The 23827-nt window shown below is 51.9% G+C and carries 23 protein-coding genes and 3 pseudogenes; 11 read left to right on the forward strand and 15 right to left on the reverse strand.

Annotated features, from left to right (window positions below; genetic code table 11):
* Window positions 1–23: 23 nt before the first annotated feature.
* Entirely contained in the window at window positions 24–233 is a 210-nt protein-coding gene (locus tag RAC90_RS03330; protein ID WP_205950035.1) for a DUF6434 domain-containing protein, read from the reverse strand.
* Between the two features lie 861 nt (window positions 234–1094).
* Here RAC90_RS03330 and RAC90_RS03335 point away from each other — a divergent pair.
* Together RAC90_RS03335 and RAC90_RS03340 are read left to right on the forward strand one after the other, a co-directional pair.
* On the forward strand, window positions 1095–1565 hold the full coding sequence (locus tag RAC90_RS03335) for a DUF1203 domain-containing protein (protein WP_110267633.1): 471 nt from the start codon (window positions 1095–1097) through the stop codon (window positions 1563–1565).
* A gap of 37 nt (window positions 1566–1602) precedes the next feature.
* Entirely contained in the window at window positions 1603–2499 is an 897-nt protein-coding gene (locus RAC90_RS03340; protein WP_375123960.1) for a DMT family transporter, read from the forward strand.
* Between the two features lie 151 nt (window positions 2500–2650).
* Here RAC90_RS03340 and RAC90_RS03345 read toward each other — a convergent pair whose 3' ends face one another.
* Window positions 2651–3247, reverse strand: coding sequence for a TetR/AcrR family transcriptional regulator (locus tag RAC90_RS03345; protein ID WP_205958258.1), 597 nt, complete (start codon window positions 3245–3247; stop codon window positions 2651–2653).
* A 53-nt stretch (window positions 3248–3300) separates the two neighbouring features.
* Here RAC90_RS03345 and RAC90_RS03350 point away from each other — a divergent pair, with 53 nt between their 5' ends.
* Complete coding sequence (locus tag RAC90_RS03350) at window positions 3301–4197, forward strand: DMT family transporter (protein ID WP_289366714.1); 897 nt, start codon at window positions 3301–3303, stop codon at window positions 4195–4197.
* A 193-nt stretch (window positions 4198–4390) separates the two neighbouring features.
* Here RAC90_RS03350 and RAC90_RS03355 read toward each other — a convergent pair whose 3' ends face one another.
* Window positions 4391–5224 (reverse strand): oxidoreductase, encoded by an 834-nt coding sequence (locus RAC90_RS03355; protein WP_375123961.1) that lies wholly within the window; start codon window positions 5222–5224, stop codon window positions 4391–4393.
* Window positions 5225–5326: 102 nt separating this feature from the next.
* On the opposite strand from RAC90_RS03355, the gene RAC90_RS03360 reads away from it, so the two are divergent.
* Entirely contained in the window at window positions 5327–6247 is a 921-nt protein-coding gene (locus RAC90_RS03360; protein ID WP_375123962.1) for an AraC family transcriptional regulator N-terminal domain-containing protein, read from the forward strand.
* Window positions 6248–6333: 86 nt separating this feature from the next.
* On the opposite strand, the gene RAC90_RS03365 is transcribed toward RAC90_RS03360, so the two are convergent.
* Complete coding sequence (locus tag RAC90_RS03365; RefSeq protein WP_164481819.1) at window positions 6334–6885, reverse strand: GNAT family N-acetyltransferase; 552 nt, start codon at window positions 6883–6885, stop codon at window positions 6334–6336.
* A gap of 308 nt (window positions 6886–7193) precedes the next feature.
* Between RAC90_RS03365 and RAC90_RS03370 the strand changes: the two genes are divergently transcribed.
* Entirely contained in the window at window positions 7194–7769 is a 576-nt protein-coding gene (locus RAC90_RS03370) for a YceI family protein (protein ID WP_054633978.1), read from the forward strand.
* A gap of 28 nt (window positions 7770–7797) precedes the next feature.
* On the opposite strand, the gene RAC90_RS03375 is transcribed toward RAC90_RS03370, so the two are convergent.
* From RAC90_RS03375 to RAC90_RS03390, 4 genes are read right to left on the reverse strand one after another with little or no spacing between them, the layout of a single operon-like run.
* Entirely contained in the window at window positions 7798–8604 is an 807-nt protein-coding gene (locus tag RAC90_RS03375; RefSeq protein ID WP_058702771.1) for an anti-sigma factor, read from the reverse strand.
* Window positions 8601–9158 carry a sigma-70 family RNA polymerase sigma factor gene (locus RAC90_RS03380; RefSeq protein WP_033738459.1) on the reverse strand — a complete coding sequence of 186 codons (558 nt, stop codon included), beginning with the start codon at window positions 9156–9158 and terminating at the stop codon, window positions 8601–8603. Before RAC90_RS03380 ends, RAC90_RS03375 begins: the two co-directional genes overlap by 4 nt.
* On the reverse strand, window positions 9139–9690 hold the full coding sequence (locus RAC90_RS03385; RefSeq protein ID WP_054633976.1) for a tetratricopeptide repeat protein: 552 nt from the start codon (window positions 9688–9690) through the stop codon (window positions 9139–9141). The genes RAC90_RS03380 and RAC90_RS03385 overlap by 20 nt, the downstream gene beginning before the upstream one ends.
* Before the next feature lie 13 nt (window positions 9691–9703).
* Entirely contained in the window at window positions 9704–10282 is a 579-nt protein-coding gene (locus tag RAC90_RS03390; RefSeq protein WP_058702772.1) for a cytochrome b, read from the reverse strand.
* 220 nt (window positions 10283–10502) lie between these two features.
* Between RAC90_RS03390 and RAC90_RS03395 the strand changes: the two genes are divergently transcribed.
* The 4 genes from RAC90_RS03395 (at window position 10503) to RAC90_RS03410 (ending at window position 13757) form a co-directional block, all read left to right on the forward strand.
* Window positions 10503–11471 carry a D-2-hydroxyacid dehydrogenase family protein gene (locus RAC90_RS03395; protein ID WP_054633975.1) on the forward strand — a complete coding sequence of 323 codons (969 nt, stop codon included), beginning with the start codon at window positions 10503–10505 and terminating at the stop codon, window positions 11469–11471.
* A 317-nt stretch (window positions 11472–11788) separates the two neighbouring features.
* Window positions 11789–12118, forward strand: a complete 330-nt coding sequence (locus RAC90_RS03400) for a DHCW motif cupin fold protein (protein ID WP_039340834.1) — start codon at window positions 11789–11791, stop codon at window positions 12116–12118.
* A gap of 224 nt (window positions 12119–12342) precedes the next feature.
* Window positions 12343–12798, forward strand: a complete 456-nt coding sequence (locus tag RAC90_RS03405) for a GNAT family N-acetyltransferase (RefSeq protein WP_033738395.1) — start codon at window positions 12343–12345, stop codon at window positions 12796–12798.
* A gap of 392 nt (window positions 12799–13190) precedes the next feature.
* Entirely contained in the window at window positions 13191–13757 is a 567-nt protein-coding gene (locus RAC90_RS03410; protein WP_058702773.1) for a hypothetical protein, read from the forward strand.
* A gap of 771 nt (window positions 13758–14528) precedes the next feature.
* Here the strand turns inward: RAC90_RS03410 and RAC90_RS03415 are convergent.
* From RAC90_RS03415 to RAC90_RS03435, 5 genes and pseudogenes are all read right to left on the reverse strand, one after another.
* Window positions 14529–14834, reverse strand: a complete 306-nt coding sequence (locus RAC90_RS03415; protein ID WP_133745163.1) for a hypothetical protein — start codon at window positions 14832–14834, stop codon at window positions 14529–14531.
* A 19-nt stretch (window positions 14835–14853) separates the two neighbouring features.
* Window positions 14854–16398 (reverse strand): methyl-accepting chemotaxis protein, encoded by a 1545-nt coding sequence (locus RAC90_RS03420; RefSeq protein ID WP_375123963.1) that lies wholly within the window; start codon window positions 16396–16398, stop codon window positions 14854–14856.
* A gap of 1131 nt (window positions 16399–17529) precedes the next feature.
* Entirely contained in the window at window positions 17530–17937 is a 408-nt protein-coding gene (locus RAC90_RS03425; protein WP_054633970.1) for a hypothetical protein, read from the reverse strand.
* A 744-nt stretch (window positions 17938–18681) separates the two neighbouring features.
* A pseudogene (locus RAC90_RS03430) lies at window positions 18682–19163 on the reverse strand (methyl-accepting chemotaxis protein); the annotation flags it as partial.
* Between the two features lie 98 nt (window positions 19164–19261).
* Window positions 19262–20113, reverse strand: a pseudogene (locus RAC90_RS03435) (dihydrodipicolinate synthase family protein).
* Between the two features lie 13 nt (window positions 20114–20126).
* On the opposite strand from RAC90_RS03435, the pseudogene RAC90_RS03440 reads away from it, so the two are divergent.
* Window positions 20127–20514, forward strand: a pseudogene (locus RAC90_RS03440) (methyl-accepting chemotaxis protein); the annotation flags it as partial.
* A 476-nt stretch (window positions 20515–20990) separates the two neighbouring features.
* On the opposite strand, the gene RAC90_RS03445 reads toward RAC90_RS03440, so the two are convergent.
* Together RAC90_RS03445 and RAC90_RS03450 are read right to left on the reverse strand one after the other, a co-directional pair.
* On the reverse strand, window positions 20991–21428 hold the full coding sequence (locus tag RAC90_RS03445) for a VOC family protein (protein ID WP_054687836.1): 438 nt from the start codon (window positions 21426–21428) through the stop codon (window positions 20991–20993).
* Between the two features lie 327 nt (window positions 21429–21755).
* A complete protein-coding gene (locus tag RAC90_RS03450; RefSeq protein WP_375123964.1) occupies window positions 21756–22679 on the reverse strand; it encodes an alpha/beta hydrolase in 924 nt (307 codons plus the stop codon).
* A gap of 70 nt (window positions 22680–22749) precedes the next feature.
* Between RAC90_RS03450 and RAC90_RS03455 the strand changes: the two genes are divergently transcribed.
* Window positions 22750–23706: a LysR family transcriptional regulator gene (locus tag RAC90_RS03455; RefSeq protein ID WP_375124055.1), complete on the forward strand. Its 957-nt coding sequence runs from the start codon at window positions 22750–22752 to the stop codon at window positions 23704–23706.
* Window positions 23707–23827: the final 121 nt, after the last annotated feature.

Below are 23827 nucleotides of genomic sequence, written 5' to 3' on the forward strand. Positions count from 1 at the left end.
GAGAGTAACCAGTTGGGTAACTTTTAAAGGCAATGTCTGCGTTTCCACTCATCCACCACATCACCTAAATTTTTAGGGATATCGTTTCGAATCCAGGCCATAAAAGCACGATCAAATCTAAAATCTGGCCCACATTCATCAGTCATGAAACGACGAACGTTTTGTGTGTTTTTGTAGTTGTTATCCACGACAGTGTTACGAGTCAATGAAGAACCGTGCCAGTCTGTTTTCATTCGTTTACTCCTGTACAGGATGAACGGTAGCAACGATAAAAATACCAGACTGATTTAAGTCCGTCAGCTTTTGGCGCAGAGCGAACGAGCTGACTAAGATGAAGGTCCGCTTTGAGCGAATAGCGGACGCGCGCAGTTAGCCGAGAGTAGCTGAAGAATTTGTGAATGAAGCCGCGTATTCATTTACAGGAAGCAGGTCACGGTGATTCTGCAATAGAGACATAATCCTTTCCTTTTTTAAGGAGTAACTGGGGGAACAGGCTTCAGATCTGATTCGGGGTTGTTGCCCGGCGAAGCAAAATACATTTTAAACGTTCGCTTCTGACGCCGTGCGGACCACACAGGTGAATGCACAAAGGGCAGAACTTATCTGAATTTAACCCGGTTCAAAGGGGATAGTGAGTCACCTTACAGAGAAGAACTCACCTTATCGAAAGCACAAAGCCTCATCGCATCAACTGCGCCTTTGTCAGTTCCTAAAAAATTTTTGCGTGTTCAAACAAATTCAGGATGTCAACTGACCGTACCGACAATGCGTTTTCATACTCCGGGAGGCATTACCACGCTTTCGACCTGGCGGACAGTAGCAATCACTGTGAGCCTGCCAGGCGGCTGCCTGCACTTGATGATGTCGTTTGTGATGCGTCAGGTTACCTACCGGCTGACCGGGCCGACCTGTGAGTGGCTTGTAGCAGACACATGCGTTTGAATGCCAGCATTCCCTCTGATTCCTTCGCCTTTTACCACGGCTTTAACGTAACCCTTTCTCAATCCTGTATGCAGTATTTCCCTGTCCGAAAACAGCGAGCAGTTCCCGTCAATAAAAAGGTACTGTCATTCTGACCAACACGGGAGGCGAAAATGAACTACAAAATTTCGGGGCTTGATGCGGGACAGTTCGTCCATCTTTTTGGCCAGGACGAACACTATTTAACTTTCCACGGTGCTGTAAGAGTCAAGGTCGAGAGTTGCCCGGGGTATCCCGACAGAATCTCGCTGCGCGATATTCCTGCCGGTGAAACAGCGATTCTGATCAACCATACCTATCAGCCCGCAAATACACCTTACCATGGCTCTCATGCCATCTATCTGTGGGAGGGATGTACGGAGCAGGGCATATATCTCAATAACATACCGGAAGTGATGATCCACAGACTTCTTTCCCTCAGAGCCTATAGTGAAAACCATCTTATGGTAAAAGCTGAAATCTGTCAGGGCAATGCAGCGGAACAATGGCTGAATCATTTTTTCGACGATCCTGCCGTAAGTTATATTCATTTCCACTACGCAAAACGGGGATGTTTCGCCTGTCTTGCCGAACGTGTTCTGTAAATGAGCATGCCGTTTGGGATCGGTCAGGAAAAACCAGATGAAGATTTCTGATGTTGTCAGGCTTATTTTACTGGCCGCGGTGTGGGGTTCAAGTTTTCTGTTTATGAGAATAGCCGTGCCCGCCTTTGGATCCATTAACGTGGCTTTTTTACGCGTACTATTAGGATTTACGGGTCTTGCCGCCGTCGTCCTGTTCAACAGGCAATTACAGACATTCAATGGGAAACTGAGGGCAACGCTGATGCTCGGCATCATCAATTCCGGCCTTCCTTTTCTGATGTACTGTATTGCGGCGAGATGGCTCCCGACGGGCTACTCCGCACTGTTTAACGCGACAGCGCCGATGATGGGAGCACTTATCGGCTACTGCTTTTTTGGGGAAGTCATCACCGTAAGAAAATTGATCGGAATATTAACGGGTCTGGCGGGAATAATGCTTATAAGCAGTCCTGCTTTCTCTGGTTTAGGCGGAATGTTTATAGCAGGCGCGCTGGCCTGTCTGGTGGCGACAACCTGTTACGGACTTGCGGGTTATCTTACCAGACGATGGATTACCGAGCGGGGAGGGCTCGATCCGCTTCTGGTCGCACCTGGAAGTCAGGCTGGGGCATCCGTTTTTCTGTTCCCCTTTTTTGGCTGGAACCTGTTTTCAGCAGGTACCGTTAACTGGTTTCAGCCCTGGGTATGGAGCAGCGTAGTCGCGCTGGGCTTAATCTGTACTGCGCTGGTGTACATTTTGTATTTCAGGCTTATTGCAGATACGGGGCCTCTGAAATCTCTTACGGTCACATTTATTATCCCTCCCTTTGCCTGCTTGTGGGGCTATCTTGCGCTTGACGAGAAAATTGGAGAGAAATTTATTGCAGGCGCCTGCCTCATCGGCATTGCGGTCTGGATGGTGGCGTTTTCGGGCAGAAAGAGGCAGACCTCATAACGGGAATATTTCTGCAATGCCGTACAAAGTGCCTGGCGGCGTAAACCGACTTTTACCGCAAGGTGCCTTTTGTGAGAGTCCGCCCTGTATCAGGCCCGGCGATGCGGTTAGCCATACTGTCCCGTCAGCCGTTTTGACGGACTGTAACGCTTTAAACAGCGTCAGGTTCAGCAAAAAGAAGGTCTGGTAGCGTTTGCATCAAAAAATCATAAGGAGAAAGGCGACGCTCTATGCGAATACGGATCATCACGCCTTCATAACTGTGAATAACCAGCATTGCCGCGCTTTCCGGAGACATGCGTGGCGATAATGTCTGAGACTGCTGAGCGTCAGTAAAGATGTTAATCAGATCGCGCTCCCAGGCGCTAAAAATTGCCAGCAGCTTCTCACGCATTTTTTCACTGTGTACAGCGCCCGTCTGACCTATAATTCCTGCCAGACAGCCGCCTGCTTCGGGTTCACGCTCAATATATTCCCTGTGTCCGGTCAGCCAGTTTATCAGACGCTGGCGGGGAGCAAGCGCTGTATTCAGCAGTGTATTTTCCCGGAGTGCGTCAAACGTCTTGATATAGACGTCAAGGGCGGCACAGGCAAATTCTTCTTTGCTGGAGAAGAGATTATAAAATGATCCTTTAGGCATTCCTGCTTCACCAAGAATAGTGGTAATACCACTACCTTCATATCCTTCCCTCATGAAAACCCTTACACCGGCATTTAAAAGACGTTTGCGCGTATCACTCTTTGCCATAATAATTAGACCGTTCTACTTTTTTTTTAAACTATAGCGAACAAGGATAAGAGATGCCACTGTTTAAAACCGCCAGCAGGCACAGTCTGGGGATAAGCATGGTGTGCCTTTCCGCCGTCATGTGGAGTTCAGCAGGTTTCTTCGTGAGAATGCTCGATATGAACACGTGGGCAATGGTCGCATGGCGGTCACTGTTTGCTTTTCTGTCACTGGTTCTTCTGCTGGCGCTGGGTGGGTATTTGCGCCGTTTTGCATTCCGTCATGATGTGGGTATAAAAGGTCTGATCACTGCTGCCGTCATGGCGGTTTCTATGTTTTGTTACGTAGCGGCATTGAAACTCACCAGTGTTGCTGGTGTGATGACGGTTTATGCCACCATTCCCTTTTTTGCCATGGGGCTGGGCTGGCTGATACAGAAGAAAAAAATAACAAAGCGCGCGCTTATTTCTGCGGCACTGAGTCTCGTGGGGGTCATTGTTATGGCGACCTCTGCCTCAGGTACGGGCGATATGGCGGGTAACGCACTGGCACTCATGATGACGGCCGGTTTTGCCGCCAGCATCGTGATGTCCGGGACATGGCCGGATATGAATCTGCCAGCAGTTACGGCACTGGCGTGCGCACTCTGCGGTGCATTCTGTTTTACAATGATGCCGCAGGGCCTTCCACTTCCCGGTTTACATGACATGGTATGGTTGTGTGCTTTTGCGCTGGCCACGCAGAGTCTGAGTTATCTCCTTTTCATGGCAGGTAGTCGGTATATTAACCCCGCTGAAGCCAGCCTTATTGCGCAAACTGATATTGTGCTGGGGCCTTTATGGGTCTGGATCTTTTTCAGTGAATTACCGCCCAGCAATACATTACTGGGCGGGGCAATAACCTTCATTGCGGTAACGGGTTACCTTGCAGGTGAGTATTACCTGAAGACAAGAGCAGCTTCGAAAAACTAATCGTTTTCGTATTTAACAGCGCCTCATTTTGGATTCCAGGTCTGATTCTGGCACAAAGCTACAGAACAATTTCAACGCCCGGGAATAATGGAAATTACCTTCACTCCCGGGTAACCCCTTTATCATACGCACCATCCACCTGTGATGACTGACCGTTTCAACAGCCACCACAGGGATGTATTTCAGCAACGAATTAGCCATCTGTTGAAAGTGTCAGGGATTCCCACTGTTCGATTTCATGATGCAAAGCGGCGAGCTTTTGCCGCACCAACGTTAATGCATCACTGCCTAACAACAAGTGCGCGGGTGGGCTCGGGCTTTCAATCAACGTCAGGATGGCCTGCGCTGCTTTTACGGGATCACCGGGCTGGTTTCCGCTTTTTTCCTGACGCGCCTGACGAATGGGGTCAAATAACGCGTCATAGTCCGGGAGGGTGCGGGCACTGCGTGACATTGAGCGACCGGCCCAGTCGGTGCGAAACGAGCCGGGTGCGACCGCGGTGACTTTTACATTAAACGGGGCCAGTTCCTTACCTAAGGTTTCTGATATGCCTTCCAGCGCAAATTTGCTGCCGCAGTAATAGCTGATACCGGGCAGGGTGATAAAACCACCCATTGACGTGATATTGATGATGTGACCGCAGCGTCGCTGACGCATCTCTGGCAGGACGGCTTTTATCATCGCCACTGCGCCAAACACATTTACGTCAAACTGGCGGCGCATTTCTTCCAGCGAGGATTCTTCCAGAATGCCTTCATGACCATAACCAGCATTGTTAACCAGAACATCAACAGGACCAACGGTAGCGACTATCTCCTTAACGGTCTCAGCAATTCGCTCAACGTCTGTCACGTCAAGCAGGCGACCAAATGTCCGCTGCGCATCAAGCGCTTCAAATGCCTGTAATGCGTCAGGGTTGCGCACGGTTCCGATAACCCGATGGCCCGCAAGCAGGGCTTCCTTCGCCAGGGCAAGACCAAAGCCACTACTCACACCGGTGATAAAAATCGTTTTTGCAGATGTCATAATTTATTCCCATGCAGTAAAAGCTGCATGATATTCTCTGCACCGATGGATTTTCAGGCCATATCTTCTGGTTTTATTGCCTGATTTTATGAGGGTGCGATAATGTCCGACATGATTACACGGGTAAAAACACTGGCCGTTCAGGAAGGGTACAACCTTACTGCGCTGCCCGATGTGAGAATTTTGCGCGCCAACCGCCCGCTTGCCAGAACCCCTGTGCTCTATGATCCCGGCCTTGTCATTGTCTGCCAGGGCCGTAAACGCGGTTATTTCGGTCAAAAGACCTATCTGTACGATGAACAGCACTATCTTGCCGTCTCAGTCCCCGTGCCCTTTACCATGGAAACTGACGCATCGGCAGACCATTCGCTACTGGCTATATATATTCATCTGGATTTTCAGCTTGCTGCGGAACTGATGCTGCAGATTGAGCAGCATGGTGCACCGCAACTTTCCGCCGCGCCTGAGAGCATGATATCGAGCCCGATGGATGACACGATAAAAACGGCTGTGTTACGTGTGCTTGACGTGCTGGAGAATCCCGCAGAAGCCGCCATTCTGGGGCACGGGAGGATGCGCGAACTTTATTTTCGTGTATTAACCGGCGCGCAGGGCAACGCAATGCGGGCGGCGCTGGCTTTACAAGGTCAGTTCGGCAAAATCGGCAAAGCCTTACGACGTATCCATGCCACTTATGCTGATCCTTTAACGCTCACGCAACTGGCGGCGGAAAGCGGTATGAGCGTGCCGACCTTTCATCACCACTTTAAAGCCATAACCCAGCTGCCGCCGATGCAGTATGTAAAATCAGTTCGCCTGCATCAGGCGCGAATGCTGATGGTCCGTCAGCAGCTCACTGCCGCCGCCGCGAGCTACGCCGTTGGCTACGAGAGCCCGTCCCAGTTTAATCGCGAGTTCAAACGGCTGTTTGGCCTGCCACCGGCAGAAGAGATAAAGCGTATGCAACGTAATTTCGCCTTTCCGCCTTTGCAGCAAAACTCTGCATTTGTGTCATCGCACTGAAGCTGTGATGGCATCGCTGACGAGATGCAAAATGAGCAGGTAGAAAACCGCTCTTTTTCTGATTTATCACTCATATTTAAGCCGTGCTAATACCGGTAGATAACCGTATCATCAATCCGCCCCAGACTATCGAGGCGTTCGTTAACCAGTCTGGCTTCGGGTTTGAAACCGCACTTTAACGCAACAGACTGACTGCGTACGTTACGCCCTGCCGTACGAATTTCGATTCGCTTTGCCTGAAAAAAATCGGCGGCCATGTTTGTGACCAGCTTACAAGCTTCAGACATAATGCCTTTACCCCACATATCAGTGGCGAGCCAGTAGCCGATTTCATAATAAGGAATCGCGCGATTCCTGATAAATAAGCTAATACAGCCTGAGAGGTCATCTGACTGACGATCAATGATTAAAAACTTATATTCAACGTTGTCATTCAGGAAATTCCCGGCCGCCTCCGCCATACTTTTCTCAACAGCATTCAGAGAGTGAAAACCGGGAGACCAGAGCAGGAATTCATGATGAAGGGAACTAAATGCATTCAGTTTTTGCTGCATTTCTTCCGTACGACTCATGTCCGGGGCGATCAGATAAAAGGTTTCATGCTGCCGAAAATTAAGGGGAATATCATCCAGGTACATAACTCATCTCCTGAACTCAGATTAATTTTCTTTCTTATCACAAGCGATGAAGATCTGCATCCGCTTCAGATAACAGGTTGGGCAACCTCCACGCCGGACACCGCGCCAACAACCCGCTCACAGCGGAAAGACGCTCGCGCATCGCCAAAAACCGCCGCACTATCCTGCATCTACCTCACATAACCGTGCCGCTTCCCCATCCAAATGCGATCTCCGGCCTCACGAATGTTATATAACTGTAAGTATTAATCGAATAACGTTGTCACCTGGCGCGTTAACGCGTTGTCTGTTTACTGGAGAAACCTGCTATGACGCGCGCTGTTTCTTTTTTGGTTGCTGGAGTGCTGCTGAGTCCGTTCGCCCATGCGGCCCCGCTTTACTACACGATTTCCACGCCTGACACGGCAATAGGGCTGTCATGGCGTGCCTTTGGCGGGATGTCGCATGCGAAACTGACGGGCGTGACCGGCGAGGTGACGCTGAACCCGGCGAATGAGCTGGATAATCATGTCCGGGTCACCATTCCGGTTTCCACGCTAATCGCCTCAAACAATCTGCTGACCTATCAGCTGAAAAGCAGCATGTTTTTTGATGCGCCGCGCTATCCCAACATCGTCTTTACCAGCACCCGCATCGTGGCGCGCGGCAACGGTAAATACCGGCTTTTTGGTGCGTTAGCGGTGAAGGACGTCCAGCGACCAGTGATCCTTGACGCGACGATGGAAGAGCATGATCGCACCGCAGAGACTGGCGACAGGATCTCGCTGCATGCGATGACCACGATCTCGCGCTCGGCCTACCATATGGATCGCTTTACCTCGCTGGTGGATGACAGGGTAACCATTACTATCGATATTCAGGCAGAGGCCAGCCATGTCCCCTGAACGCGCCTGGCTAACTGCCGCGTGGTGGTCAGGCGTTAAGCGCGGTTTTCAGGGCACTGGCGCTGGCGGATAACTCCCCGGCCGGATTGCGGCCAATCAGAACAAACTGGTAGCCGCGGTGATGCCACCACACCAGGCGCATATCATGGCGCTGTTCGCGCTCAAGCCCGGTTGAGGTCGGATGCGCATCGGGGGAAATGCACAGCGCCATCGGGCCATATTCCGCATGGATCCAGGCAATCTGCGCAATTGACGTACTGTCATAGCGTAGCATGCGCACCATTTTTAACTCTGCGTCGGGCAGCGTGAGCTGCTGCGTATTCAGATGCAGACCGATATCCTGTGCCGTGCGGGCCAGGCCATGCTGCAAGGCGGCAGGGGAGTTATCGGCATCCAGCAGGGTTTCTGCGCTGTAGAGCGACATGTACTGCGCTTCAAGATCGCGAATCTTCTCACTCTCACTCAGCGCGGTTTTGCCGGGGCGCGCCAGATAACCCAGTCCCGAGCCGATCAGCAGAAAACTCAGCGAGGCGGCGATCAGTGAACGACGACTGACGCCCGTAGTGGACGTCATTTTGGGTTCAGGCGTGGGGGGAGCTGAGAGCGCATCCAACTGGCGCCGCATGTTGGCTTCCGGGGCTTTGTCCAGTAACGGCGCAAAGGCCGCCTCAAAGTCGAGCTGGCTTTTCATCAGTTCATCAATGCGCTCAGCCAGATCAGAATCCGTCTCCAGCAGCGCTTCGAGCCTGCGCGCGTCAGCCGGATCCATCTCGCCATCCAGCCAGGCGACCAGGGCTTCGTCGCTGTACGGAGGCGTAAATTGCGACGTGTTCATGAGCGTTTCTCCTTTGCGGCATCCCTATCATCAAACGACCTGGCCAGCGCCGAACGCGCGGTGGCCAGCCTGCTCATGATGGTGCCGACAGGCACGGCCAGCGTCTCTGCGGCTTCCTGGTAGGTAAAGCCTTCTACATAGACCAGAAACACGGTATTACGCTGGGCTTCCGGTAGCGCACTGACGCGCTGCATGATTTTCTGAAAATGCAGGCGTTTTTCATCACGTTCCTGCGCGTCCGGGGCCAGCAGTTCGTCACTGTCAACAAAGCCCTGTCCCAGCCGCACGCGGCGGGCGCGCAGATCAGAAATCCAGATGGAGTGAAGGATCGTGAACAGCCAGCGATCGATGCGCGTGCCGGGCGTATACTGCGCGCTCTTTTCGAGCGCGCGAACGCAGGTCGACTGTACCAGCTCTTCGGCAACGTCGTGGTTTCGGGACAGCACCAGGCCGTAGCGCCACAGGCGCGTCAGATGGGCAGCAAGCTGCTGACGAACTTCGCTGGTCGTAATATCACTGTCCTCGCATTGCGTATCAGGATTCCGGATGGCCAGCAATGGCGGCCTGCAAATCACGATACTCCTCGCAGCCCGTTCCGCACAGGCGGGCGAGAGTATTTAACTGCGCTTTCGCCAGGTCGGGACGACCTTTAATAAGCCACGCTTCGCCGAGATATTCACGTACTTTGGCATAGCGTGGATTGAGCGCCAGCGAACGCTGATAATACCCGATACCTTCATCGGTTCGCCCGAGTTTTCGGGTGGCATAGCCGCGGTAATTCCAGGCCTCGGCGGTGTCAGGCTGTTTCAGCTTGTCCAGCAGCGTCAGCGCGGCCTGGTACTCGCCTTTTTTCGCCAGATGATAGGCATAACGGGTTTTGTCTTCGTCAGTCAGACGCGCCGATTTATCGGGGACGCACTGTTTACGCTTGCTGTCATAAACCTGCCCATGCGGACAGTCCGGGATCGTACTGTTGGTGCTGTCATCCCCTGCGGCCAGCGCGGGTGCGGTGTGGATAACCAGCAGCAGCGCCGGAACCCATAGTTTACGGCCTGTATTATGCAGTATCGATGCAATGTTTTTCATGGCAGAGCTCCAGTTAACGGAAGGGGCGAACGGGCAGCATGCGACGCAGCACGTTATCGCGGAAAACAAAGTGATGAAGCAGGGCGGCCAGGGCATGAAACGCGGCCAGAACGATCAGCGTCCAGGCGATGGTGTTATGCCATTCCCTCAATGAATGTTTAAACAGGGGATCGACATGGACCCGCCCGCTCAGCTCGAAGAGGCCGAAAAAGTGAAACGGCTCCTGCTGTGCCCAGCGGAACAGAAAGCCCAATACAACCTGTGTGAACAGCAACAGACAGCGCGCGCCGTGCACGCAGTGAGACAGAATGGATGCCGGACGGGATATCGACGCCGCAGGCAGGGCATAACGCGGCGAGCATTGACTCATCACCCGCCAGACCGGACGAACCACCATCACCAGCGCCAGCAAAATACCCCAGGAAATGTGCACTGACTGTAAGCCTTTCCTGAGCGGCGTGCCGCGCTCCAGCCATTGCCAGATGTGGGCGCTGGCGAATAAAAAGAGGAGGCTGGCGGCGGTGATCCAGTGCAGCGCCAGAGTCAGCCGGTCATCGTGCTGTCGGGGTTTTACGGGTTGAGCATGAATCATGACGTGGGTTCTCTCGTTCAGATTTCTGCTGAGTAAACGTGCGTCCTGCGATTTCTATTCACTCTTTTTTTTGCAACCCATTGGCAGGGCCTGCCTTGCTCAAAAGCGTGGACAGAATGCGGCGAAGTCGATTGACGAAACCCTGTTGGTGTTTTAATGATGTAAGACTGTTTACAGGCGGCAGTGAAAAGCGAATCCGACTCTTGAGGCGCGCGTAACGATGACGATACCGGTATGTATTCCCGACGATTATCAACTGGCTACGGCAGGACTGGACTGCCTGAAACGCCATCCGGCCTTTCACTGTACCGCTGTTGGGGATATCCATTGCGATCCCGCCGCCGCTGAAGCGCTGGCAAGTGCTCAGGCCCTGATCCTGATTCGCGAGCGCACCACCATTGACGAGGCGTTTTTACAGCGTACGCCCCAACTGAAGCTGATCAGCCAGACCGGCAAGATCGCCCGCAATATCGATCTTGCAGCCTGTTCCCGGGCTGGCGTGGCGGTGGTGGAAGGCGTGGGTTCGCCCGTTGCGCCGGCAGAGCTGACATGGCTGTTAATCATGGCGGCCCGCAGGAAGTTCGTACAGGCCGTTAACGCCATGCGTGCCGGACACTGGCAGGCAGAACTGGGGCAGGGTGTACACAAACAGACGTTAGGGATTCTGGGCTACGGCAAAATCGGCAAGCGCATTGCGGCTTACGCCCGCGCGTTTGGCATGCAAGTGCAGATTTGGGGCAGCGATCGCGCCCGACAGGAAGCGCAGCAAGAAGGCTTAATCGTGCCAGCCAGCCGTGAGGCGTTTTTTGCGACCAGCGATGTGATAACTGTTCATCAGCGCCTGGTGGCCGCCACCGAGGGCAACATCACGCTGAGCGATCTGGTGCAGATGAAGCCCGATGCGTTGTTTGTGAACACCAGCCGGGCAGAGCTGGTGGCAGAGGGCGCCCTGCTGAGCGCGCTCCGGCAGGGCCGTCCGGGATTTGCCGCGCTGGATGTCTTTGAGGCAGAGCCCCTTTACGATCCGGCGCATCCAGTGTTATCGATGCCCAACGTACTTTGCACGCCCCACATCGGCTATGTTGAAAAGGACAGTTACACGCTTTATTTCCGCACCGCGTTTGACAATGTGGTGCGTTTTTTCCAGGGTGACACAAGCCACGTGATCAACCCTGAGGCGCTGGATTAAACGCAATTTGCTGCGCTAAACCGTTACGTGGACGCAGTGTCAATACGTACGGGTGTTCAGGGAAAAGATAACACGTTTAAGAAAGCTAAACAGAAAGCCGGAAAGTGATAAAGCCATCCGCTGATCCGTTTAACTATCGCCAGGTTTGTCATCGATTCCACTCGTATTCACGGCTCACATACCCGAGCGCAGAGGGTAGGAAATGTTTTAATGGCCTGAAGCAGAAGCGTCGCGTTTACTGAGCCAGCCGTTATCTGCCTGCTCCGCTTTAAATACCCCAGGTGACGTCACTCACCCTCGCGAATAAGGCATAAAAAATGAAGATGGAAAATATCCCTTTTGGCACAACCGACTGGTCACAGATCGAGGAAGAACGCCATGAAGGTGAATGCGGCTTCGCGCTCTGGCGTGTGGCAAAGTTTGGCGCTATCCGGGTGAGAATGGTTGAGTACTCTCCGGGTTATGTCGCCGATCACTGGTGTTTAAAAGGTCACATTCTTCTGTGCCTGAAAGGCGAAATGACCACGGAACTGGACGATGGACGAGTGTTTGTCCTGACGCCTGGCATGAGCTATCAGGTGGCGGACAATGCCGAAGCGCATCGCTCGACGACAACGCAGGGCGCAACGCTGTTTATCGTTGATTGAAGGGAGGTAGGGTGACTTTCTTGTTGTACGCCAGTAAAGGGGAAGCGCGTTTTTTAAACGTGAGACCGATTGTTGAAATAATGCGCCAGAACCCGGCATGGAGCACAACAGGTGATGGCCTGCGTCATTAAATAAGGCCTGTTCATGTGCTGAGTCAGACAAACAATATAAACAGGTCTGAAATATCGTGATGATTTCATCAGACGAAAATGAAAAGGACTATCATGTTCTACCTGTCAGAAATAAATAAAGATGACGCTGCGTTAGCCTGCCTGGTAAGTGAACTTGATGCGTTTCAACGCGCGCTTTATCCTGCAGAAAGTCATCATTGCCTGGACCTTTCCACCGTCAGTAATAAGAAACTGCGCTGCGTCATTGCGCGTGATGCTAATGGGCTGCCCGCTGGTTGTGGCACTTTACTTCTTCAGGACGGCAACGTAGGCGAAATTAAACGGGTTTACATTCGTCCAGAATATCGGGGGCGCCAACTCGGCGAGCAAATTCTGGCCTCACTTGAAAAATTCGCGTCAGAGAACAGCTGTTATCAGCTACGCCTTGAAACCGGCATTCATCAACAGCCCGCTATAGCGCTGTATCGTCGATGCGGCTACAGACTTTGTGAGGCTTTCCCTCCCTATATCAGCGATCCTTTAAGCGTGTATATGTGCAAGGACCTGTAGAAGTACGGCTTACACTTCATCCCCCCGCTTTTATAACGCGCGGTGACATCTTGAGCGTTTGTCGAGGGAGCTGCGTTGCAACTGAGGGTAAATAATTCAGGGAAGACGGTGCAGTAACCGGTTTGTAAGCCCGCCATGTTTGCCTGTAAAGGCGGTCGTTCCCCTCTGCCAGGGTAACGTCTGCTGCTCTGGCACTGTTTCTAATACAAGGTTCGCGAGGATAGTGTCGCTTGTCTGACGCATGAATGTTTGTGCGGTGGCAGAAGCGGACGTTTCTGACCTGCTTATGTAGTTGTTTGGGGCGCGCAGTCCTGCTCATCCTGTCCCGGTTGCCTTGCTCACCCTCGCTCTGCGTCTATGCTTTTTCATTTAAGCTTTACAGGTAAAGTAAAATGCTTCCTTCTTCCGATCCTCAGATGTTGCTGCTGCTCTACTTTGTTTTGCCTGTCTGGCTTATTGCTGGGTTTGCGGACTGGCTTTGTCACAGAGCCACTGATATCGAAACCACCACCGGTCTGAAAGAAACCTATATTCATATTCTGATGTTTCTGGAGATGGGCCTGCCCTTACTCGCGGCCCTCTTTTTAGAGGTAAACGCGTTAGTCATTGCGTTTATGATAGTGCTGTTTTTCTGCCATGAGGCAACAGCGCTGTGGGATGTGACTTATGCTGTGACCGCAAGGCGGGTCTCACCGGTTGAGCAGCATGTGCACAGTTTTTTGGAAATGCTACCTTTAGTGGCGCTTCTGCTGGTGGTTTCCCGTCACTGGCCGCAGTTTTTGGCGCTGTTTGGTTTCGGTGAGGAATCTGCACGATTTGAACTTAAACTCAGAACAGACCCGTTGCCAGGCCACTATATCGTGGCTGTGCTTACAGGAATAGTGGTGCTTGAATTGCTGCCTTACCTTGAAGAGTACTGGCGCGGCAAAAAAGCAAAACAGCGCACACGAAACATCTGACCTGCCATCTGATACATCAGTCGTCCTGATGCACTAAGCGGCGTCCGCCTGGACGCTTAAAGCCGTGGTTTGTTTAATCCTGCCTTGTCGGTATCCGAGGTGCCGATAAGCGTGGCGCAACCATTATGACGCTGACGTGTTTCGTTGCGGTTCAGGGGGAATTTCACTGGGGTTCATGTGGGGTGCAGACAGGAGCGGGAAGTCACAGTGTAAGGAAGATGAGCAGCAATGCGCGCGCTTTATGTTTGAAAAATGCCCGGCCAGCACGGGAGTCAAGGTGCTCATACCGCTATTGATGACGATGCCGCACGGAGTCTTGATGTAGTCAAATCTGGAAGCGTAATGCGCCCACAGGGAGGGATTCACATGCTGGTGCTGTACAGCGGGGGCAGGCGCCTGGCGCAAGCAGAGACAATGCCGTGTCATCGTCAGCCACGGCAGGCTTCGGTGTACCCGACTGTCAGCGAATGCTGCCGGTCCGGAAATGGCGACTAACGCAAATGATAAGAATAGTCCGCCCGGTGAGCCGGTAATGTCTGTTTATTCAGTCCGGTCCAGGGCGTCTTCTGACCGTGAAGAAACACGCTACAGGATCGGACAGGCCGGAGGCAGGGAAGGGCAGGGGAAGTCAGGGGCTGTCTGGCAGACATTATGCCTGTAAAAAAAAGCCCGTCGGCATAAACGCGACGGGCCAGCCCGAAGGCGATAAGTATCTTTCTGACAACAACCACATCACATCAGAGTTAACTCGCACTTCATGACAGGCATATTTCAGCCCGCGTCAGGTTTCGGCTTCTCCGTTGTTTCTTTTGCGGCCTGACGGGAAAGACAGTGAATAAAGTTTCCCAGTATGGCGACTGAACTGACGATACCCAGCAGATCTGCCGTGAGCAGCAAATCAGTACGCGCCAGGCGATCAATAAGACCGGACTGTGCCAGAAAGGGCTCAATGTCCTTAACCATTCGCAGCAGATGATGGAGATTGTTGGCAAAGGTATCCGGGCTGCTGTAGTCACCGCTTTTCAGTTGCGTAAAAAGTACATCAACATCTGCTTTTAGTCTCAGGACGAGAGTCATGTACTCGATGTCATCCTTTTCAGACACGGAATGCCTCCACCATGCCGCGCAGGGCGTGCGCCTGCTCAGAGAGGGAGCGGGATGCCGACGATGACTCCTCGACCAGCGCCGCGTTGTTCTGCGTCACGCCGTCCATCTGGCTCACCGCCACGCTGACCTGCGAAATCCCCTGCATCTGCTCCGACGAGGCCAGCGCAATCGTGTCCATGGATTCGGCCAGTTCACCGACCATATCCACGATTTTCATGATGCTCTGCCCGGTGCCAGTGGCAACCTCCACGCCGCTTTCCACCTGGCTCACGGCCTGTTCAATCAGGGCCTTGATGTCCTTCGCTGCCGTGGCGCTGCGCTGCGCCAGCGTACGGACCTCACCTGCCACCACGGCGAAGCCGCGACCTTCCTCCCCGGCGCGCGCCGCTTCAACGGCGGCGTTCAGCGCCAGGATATTGGTCTGGAACGCAATGCTCTCAATCACCGACGTAATATCCCGGACCTTCAGCGCACTTGCCTGAATGTTATGCATCGTCTCCGTCATGTCAGTGACCTTTGCCTTGTCGGCGTCGACCGTGCGCGCCGTCTCGCGGGCGGACTCCGCAGTCTGCTGCGCACCGGCAGTGTTGCTCTTCACCGTGGCGGTCAGCTGCTCCATGCTGGCGGCGGTTTCCTGCAGCGCGGCGGCCTGTTCTTCGGTGCGGGAAGAGAGTTCTGTATTACCTTTAGCGATTTCGTCGGCGGCCAGGGCCACGGAGGCGGCGGCATCCTTGATCTGCGACACCAGGCCGCGCAGGTTGGCCTGCATGCTGTCCAGCGAGGCCAGCAGGCTGGTTGTGTCGTTGCGGCGAAGGACGACGGGGGTGGTCAGGTCACCTGCGGCGATGCTGGCAGCCAGCGTCTGCGCCTGTGCGGGCTCACCGCCCAGCTGACGCATCAGCAGCCGGGTAATGAAAACACCGGTGCCTGCCGCAACAAGCACGGATGCGACAGCGAGCAACATCAGGATGAGTGAGGCATGTGCGATGGCGGCACTGTTTTGTTCTCCGGATGTGACGCTAACCTTCTTCTGTATTTTTACCAGGTCAGTAAGGGCGCTGAGCATCCTGTCCTGAACCGGATTGACCTCTTTTGCAAGATAGGCAATAAAGGCCTTGTCCTGATTGGCGAGTCCGAGCTGTCTGGCATTTTCAAAAACGGTAAAAAAAGCGTTCTGAGCGTCGTTCAGTCTTTTCAGCGCTTCCTGACCCGCTGGCGTTGAGTCTGCTTCCATGATCTGATGCATTTCTGCAAGGCTGGTCAGAAAGTCGGCTTTACTCTTCTGCATGAGTACATCAGCAGGTTTCATGTCTTCAGGAGTGCTGAGCAGGCCGAGTGTCCTCACCGAGATGGCCATGTCTTTCAGTTCACTGAGCATGAGGGTGGCAAGCTGGCTTTTTTTCATTTTGTAACGAACAACATCATCCAGGCTTTCACGCGCTTTAATGAGGGCATGAAGCGCAGTGCCAGTACATATGGCAGACAGGAGGATAAGAAGGCCGAAACCGGCGGCAAGGCGGGTGGAAATTTTCATGCGCTCTCTCTTTTAAGTTGTTATTTTGCTGTGTTTTTAGTTACTAACTACAATTTACTATCGGCACACCGCTCCGCTTGCTCCACACTTGTTTTGTTAAATTAATATTTCACTTTCCATCGCGAACGTCGCTGGGCGGCGTGCTTTAGCGGATCACGCCTTCGCCTGACGCTGTGCTCTTTAACCCTTCTGCGTCCGTTTTCCTGGGACTGAACCCTCTCTGTACGTTAATGCCTGTGCCACATTTGGCGCGTCGAAAATGTTGGCGCACTGTAGGCTGAGCGCTGTCCTGCTCCCCCGCCAGCGTCTGACTGGCCGTCTGGCCGGACACCGGAAGGTTAAGCGTGCGTCCGAAGCAGGCGGCAGCCTGACTGGAGTTCATGAACAGACGAGAGGAGGGCGCAGTGCATAAATCCGGCAGAAGCGGCTGGCAATGCTATCAGCAGGCGCGTCGCCTGATTAACATCTTTACTGACGCTCAGCAGACCGCAAACTTTCGCCACCTATGTCTGCGCAAAACGCGGCAGTGTGGGGTAGTCACCGTTATGAGGGAGTGATGATGCGTATTCGCGGAGCATTGATCCGTGTGATTGGCTGATGCAAACGCGATCGTTTATGAATCTGACCCGGAAGGTGGGTTTACAGAGTAAAAGGCGGTTTAAAACGACGCAACCCAGGCCGCTTTACGTCCGATAGCCGAGTTTCATTATCATTAAACCTGCTCTGCTAACGGGCGCAGAGCAGGTGATCAATCATCACACAGACAATGTAAGCGACTTTCGGCGTGCATCCCGGGCACATTGCTTTTCTGCTGCGGAAAACCAGCTTACCTGCAAAAAAGTGTAAGGTGTCGTGCGCAGAATGGCTGCGTATCGCTGACGTTTATCCTCTGTACGCACGGCGCATTTATTAAACGTCCTGGCTGGCATCAGATACACTCGCTCCCCGCCATCTGCGACTTGCGCATGCTGTAAACGTACGGCAAAGGTAAGACCGCGCAAACATGCCGAACCGCTGCTTACAGGTTGCGTATGGCCAACCAGGCGGAGAACAGGAGTAAGGAGCTGACGCTGATGGTCGGTGACGTCGCTCCGTCATTTGTCCAGGCGCAGGCAGAAAAGATTGGGGGATTTAGCCCGCAAATTTCATATATGCGCACCTGATCAGGTAAGGTTCGACTGAATAATATGCCCAGACTGACGACAGGACATTCCGGTCATGCTGACTGTCACCTGAGTAGGCTTTTAACAGTTTATCTTTCTTGTCTTTGGACAGAATCACCTCTTCAAGCGTGTCTTTCATCGCTTTCCGGACATCGTCAGGCGCAGTTTTAAAAATCTGGCTTGAAAAAACGGTATCAGACAGCGCTTTCATTTTTTCAGGGTGTCCAAACGCGTCAAAAATGACGGCATCAGAGGCGGCCTGAATTAACGGAATGGACGTGATGTGGCAGTATTCCTGTACTGTTTTAAGGTCTGGCGTCTGAGCGGCGAGAGCATTGCCTGTCATCAATAAGAAAAAATAAATTAATCGTTTCATAACTACCTTAGTGTAAAACCCCTGTTACAGAAACGCGGTCTGCCATAATGTGAGAACACTACATCATCGGGATAAAGTGAAAGGTGCAAGCTTTGCCTGTCGGGTATTAAACGCTGAAATATGAAGTATTCAACGCCTCTGCTCAGCGCTAAAAGCCAATCCCTTGTCGCGATCACAAGACGAATATTAAGTGTAATGCTTTTCGCTTTCGTCCTTATGCGGGTTGACGTCAGGCGCGTATTCATGCCTTAAAACCACAGAAAAAAGGGGCCCGGACGTGAGCCCCAAATGACTGCATTAACTTGCTATCGATTATAGAGTGTTACTCACCGGTTAGCCGGTTCGCTTAATGATAATCGGCAAAGTAAATGTAAATTGCAAGTTTATGATTATGTTGAAATATAATTTATATATTAGTCCGAATATCTCAAGTAATAGTATATTTTGCTGATGATTTGCGTTGTCAAACCATAATGGACCAGTTCTTTATAGAATGTATAAAGCGCCGGGTGACAGACAATTCATAATGCGAAATGGTATCCGCCAGGACCTGGATTCTGATGTAATCCAGGCCTGCGTCAACATAGTTAATCAACGTGCTGTTCGCATCCTCAATAATGCGCTTAATACAGCTGTTTTACCGCCTGTAATATATTGCTGTGCATTCTGATTTGCCTTCGGTGAGCCGATTGCCCTTAGATGGCGGATATACCGCCGGGGCTGGCCGGCGGTATATCCTGTGTGTCAGAACTGCGTCCAGTTATTCTCGCTACTCTGGTATGTTCCCGCCAGCGGCGTTAATGTTACTGGTTGCGCGGCAGATCTGCCCGGATTTGGCTTGATATCGGGCTTTCTGACGTTCCCGTCTGCACCAGGCGTAAACGCGGCGACCAGGCCGTTCAGCGCTTCTGCCTGTTCGGTCAGAGAACGGGCAGCGGAGGACGCTTCTTCAACCAACGCGGCGTTCTGCTGCGTCACGTCGTCCATCTGATTCACCGCCTGATGCACCTGGCTTATTCCCAGCGACTGCTCCTGCGCTGCAACCGAAATTTCTTCAATCAGATCGGTGACCTGACGGACTGCATCATCCATTCGCGCCATGTTCTCACCAACGTCACTGGCCTGAGACGCTCCGGCCTCGACAAACGCGATGGATGATTCAATCAGTCACGCGTCGAGGCGGAGGATCGCTGTGCAAGATTTCTGACTTCGCCAGCCACGATCGCAACAGAAGTCGGTAATCGTATTCACTGACAGTCTTTTTGATAAAACATTAACCGGTCCGAAACGTCTGGCCGGCTAATCAAGCCTCAGACAAGGAACACTAATTTACAAGCCCAGGTTCAGCAGAACGCATCGCCGCATGGATTTCTGCTGCTGCGCCATCGCCTAAAGGAAGCAGGGGAGAACGCACTGTCGCATGGTCAAGAATGCCACGTGCAACCAGTGCATGTTTCAGTGCCACCGTGCCTTCCATGTGAGATCCGCGATGGTAAACCGCTTTCGTTACAGGCAGCAGGCGGTCATGGATTTTACGGGCCTTACTGTAATCCTGAACCTTGCCCGCCTTAATCATTTCAATCCGAGGTTCCGGGGCGATATTACCGTAGCCCACTAACATGCCATCCACATCAAAAACGGTGTGCAACAAATATTCATCGTGGCAGGTCAGCACCTGAAGGTCAGGACGCTCCCGGCGAATCAAGGGGATTTCTGTATCCCAGCGACGCATGTTTCTGATACCGTTCTTTATGGCAAAAACCCCGGGCTGCGCTGAGATATCAAGTAAGGTTTTCAGGTTATAAGTCGCTTTGGTCACATCCGGGTACTGGAACAGAATCAATGGTAGCCCGCTTTCCTCATACACAACGCGATAGCGGTCCTGAGGAGCACCATCCTGATAACCGAACCGGAGCCAGCCATGTGAAGGATAAAGAAGGCCAGCTGAAGCCTCCGCATCAACAGCCCGCTTAGCTTCAAGCGCTGCCACTTCCGGCCCCTCACTGGTGATACCTGCAATCACAGGAATCTTTCCTTCAACAGACGTAACGAAAGCACGTATTACCGAGGCCTGTTCTTCCCGGGTCAGGAATGTGCTTTCACCCGCATGCCCCAGGACAACTCATCCTTTAACACCATTGATGCTACCCAGGCGCTGAATCGCATCATAATCAATACGTCCGTCGCGCGGTGAAGAAGGCCATGGTTGTGCCGTGGTGGCTGGCGAGGTACGTAATCTTGCGCAACGAACCTCCTCCTCGGCAAAGGAAATCAGAGAGCTGATTGATTCGTCGATGCAGTTTATCCATAAAGGTTCGGAACAGACTGAGGGGGTCAGATATAATCTTGACCGCATGAACGATGCGGTGAATCAGGTGAACGACCTTATTAATGAAATATTAGTGGTGGCCAGAGAACAGTCGCAGGGTATCAGCCAGGTTCATCAGGCGGTCAATCAGATGGATGACGTTACACAACAAAATGCTGCACTTGTCGATGAAGCTTCTGCGGCTGCGCTGTCCCTTAAGGAGCAGGCCATGTCACTGAGCAAACTGGTTTCTGCTTTTATTATATCGCCCGCAAAAGCTCAGAAAATAAGAAGCCGGTAATCAGCCCGGAAACGTCAGGGCAGGGACATGTTTATCCTTCCCCAGGCGAAGCGGGTCGTTCTGATAATAACTGGCAGACATTCTAAGAGCGTGTTCCGTTTAAGTGCCGGGTTGTCACGGTGGATAAATACTTTCCTGTTTATTCAGTAATGTGCATCCGCCCTGCGATCAGGATTTATGTGGATAGCCTGAACTGTATGAAAAGGAAGGATCGGGCCAACGTTAACAGACTCATATAAGTCAGCTGTTACAGGAAAAAGCATTGCCGACAGCCTCGCAACGCTGCCGGCACAGCTTAACCAGTGTTTATTTTTTAGAAATTAAGGGGTTATTTGGCAGTGATATACTGATGGCTCATCTTAAATGATATGACCGGGAGTCTGCTTTGTGCCAGAAGCAAACATTGCAAATATTACTTTTTTAATAAGTCATAACATGTGGACTTCATTGACTGCGTTCCATCAACTCAAGCGTCTGACCATCGGGGCTTTGTAAATATATTACTCTGGTTCCCTGCATGGGTCCTGACAAAATTGTCTGCGGTTTCCCTGGCGTCTTCCAGCCATAGTCCGATACTTTGCTCAAGAGCACATCAAGATCCTGCACTATAAACGCAAGATGCGCGTAGCCTGGGATATAGGGCGCTGAAGGCTCCTGTGGCTGTTCAATGTTATTGTATTGTAATAATTCAATTTTAATGCCAGCCAGTTCAAGCAAAGCCATTCGGACATCCGCTCCCCTTGCGCCTGTTACTTCATCAATAACAGGTCCAGACATTTTCCCTTCGCGTAATAACTTCCCTCCAAGGATATGGGTCCAAAAGAATAATGAGTCTTCAATATTTTTAACTGAAAAACCGACGTGATCAGCACTTAAAATCATGAGATTACCTGCTGTTTTTGAAAATTGAGCATATAACTATCTTAAATGCCTGTTTTATTTCTTCACGATAAGTGTGAGGGGATTTTTTTCAGGAAAAAAATCACAACCTTGTGTCTGAATAATGTATTTACGATTCCTCCATAGCGACAGCTGTACAGGTTAGCTGCTCCCGGTTGACTGATAAGAGGCTGCGTTACAGGTCTTTACCTGATGTAGAAAAACGACGAAAGTCCGCTTTTCGCTCACAGCGGACAAAGGAAGAGATCTTAGCGTCCGCTCCGTGCCAGAAGCGGATGTAAAATGCCGTGCTGATTTATTGTTAGCAGGTTAACCCTCTGTTAAAGCATCATCCAGGAAACGAATCGCATTGCGCAGAGCCTGGTCGGCCTCTGGCAGGGTACCGGCCAGTAAGTGCCATACATGGAACATGCCGGGCCAGACTTCAAGCGACGTGCGCACACGTGCTTCCCCTAAGTTCGAAGCGAGTTGAATCGCCCCACTTAACATGACTTCATTCTCACCCACCTGTATGAGTGTGGGTGCAAGCCCCTGAACATTCGCATAAACCGGAGAGGCATCAGGATGCGTTGGAAGCTCACCTGCAAGAAACTCTCTTGCTAATCGGTTGAGAAAACCGACGCTACAAACAGGATCAATTCCCTCACGGGTCGTGGCTGACAAACCGCTATGAGTAAGATCTGCCCAGGGTGAAATAGCCACTGCCGCAGCGGGGAGCGGAATACCCGCGTCACGCGCCTTACGCATCACTGTAATTACCATTGCACCTCCCGCTGAATCGCCTGCCAGAACCAGATTTTTGGCATCGATACCACTGTCGAGTAACGACCGATAAGCTGAAAAAACATCATCTACAGGCGTTGGGAAAGGGAAGTCGGGAGCCTGTCGATAGTCTGGGGTATAGACGCTGGCTTTTAACGATGTGGCTATCCTGCCCGTTAATCCCCGATACGCTTCGACACCGCCATGCACATAGCCGCCGCCATGAATGTACAGCGCCACCCGGCTTCCGGCATGTTCTTGAGTTTCGCTGATCATTACCGGCACGTTGCCCAACGTGGTGGTGTGACAGGAAACCCCTTCGATAGCAGGAAAAATTTTTTCAAGGCCTTGCATATAGTGTTTACGGATATCAGTCCAGCTGTCTTCAGACTGACCATACAGCTTCTTTACAACCGGGCCAGCCGCAGCTATCCATCCATTCAAGAGCTTTTGTGCATTTTTCGACAACATTGTTGTGACCTTAATGAGTGAAATTCTACAATTTCACTTTAAAGTAATTATTGACGAAAAAGGTTCCCTAATGACGGGCAGGAAAATCGCTTCGACAAAGTCTACAGGCTCCGCTCTGGACATCAGGGCAATGCGGATCTTTGTCGCGGTTGCAGAGGCAGGGAGTTTTGTTGCTGGCGGCAAGGCGATGGGGTTAACGCGCTCTGCGGCGGGTAAAGCGATAACCCGGTTAGAAGAGCACCTGCAGACAAGGCTTTTTCAACGCACCACGCGGCGGTTATCTCTGACCACAGAGGGGCATGAATTCTATCACCGCTGCTGCAGATTACTGGAAGACATAGAAGAAGCCGAAGCCAGTATCCGGCATAATTCACCACTGCCAAAAGGCATCCTGAGACTGACCGTGTCAGAGGGTTATGGCAAAATGGTTATCCTTCCTTTTCTCCAGACGTTTTTACAGAACTCACCGAATATAAACATTGAACTCAGCTTTAGCGATCGGGTTGTCGATCTGGTGGAAGAAGGATTTGACCTTGCCGTTCGGGTAGGCAATGCAGCCACAAGCCACCAATACATCACGCAGGTGATCGACAGAGCAAGGTCACAGCTATTCGTATCACCGGACTATCTTAAGCAATGGGGTAAACCGGAATCACCTGCTGACCTTAAAGAGCATCGTCGTCTTGTTTATGGTTTAGGAGCGGCTTCAGGCGCATGGACACTCTTTGACGAGGAGCATGGGCAAATAACGCTGAACGGCAGGAACCATGTCAGGTTCGACAGCGGCGATGCCATACGCTTAGCTGCCATAACCGGATTGGGTATCGGTTATTTACCTTCATTCATGATTGAAAAGGATATTTTAGCAGGACACCTGGTACAGGTATTGGCTGATACACAAGGCGAGGAGGTTGCTATCCATGCTATTTACCCCACTCGCTTACATCTCTCCCTGAGGGTGCGCATTTTTATTGATGGCCTAAAAAACTTTCTGAGTAACCATAAAAAAAGAAAGATCTCTCGTTGAGAATATATATCTCCATTTCTCGCTCAACGCGGGCATTATCAGCAACGAGGCCTGGTTAAAAAAGCAGCAGTATATGACAGTTAGATGATTTCTCTACGACACAGTTAAAGAAAGTAACTAT

The sequence above is a fragment of the Pantoea sp. CS_6 genome, from assembly GCF_041954745.1.
In the GTDB taxonomy this organism is placed as follows: domain Bacteria; phylum Pseudomonadota; class Gammaproteobacteria; order Enterobacterales; family Enterobacteriaceae; genus Pantoea; species Pantoea stewartii.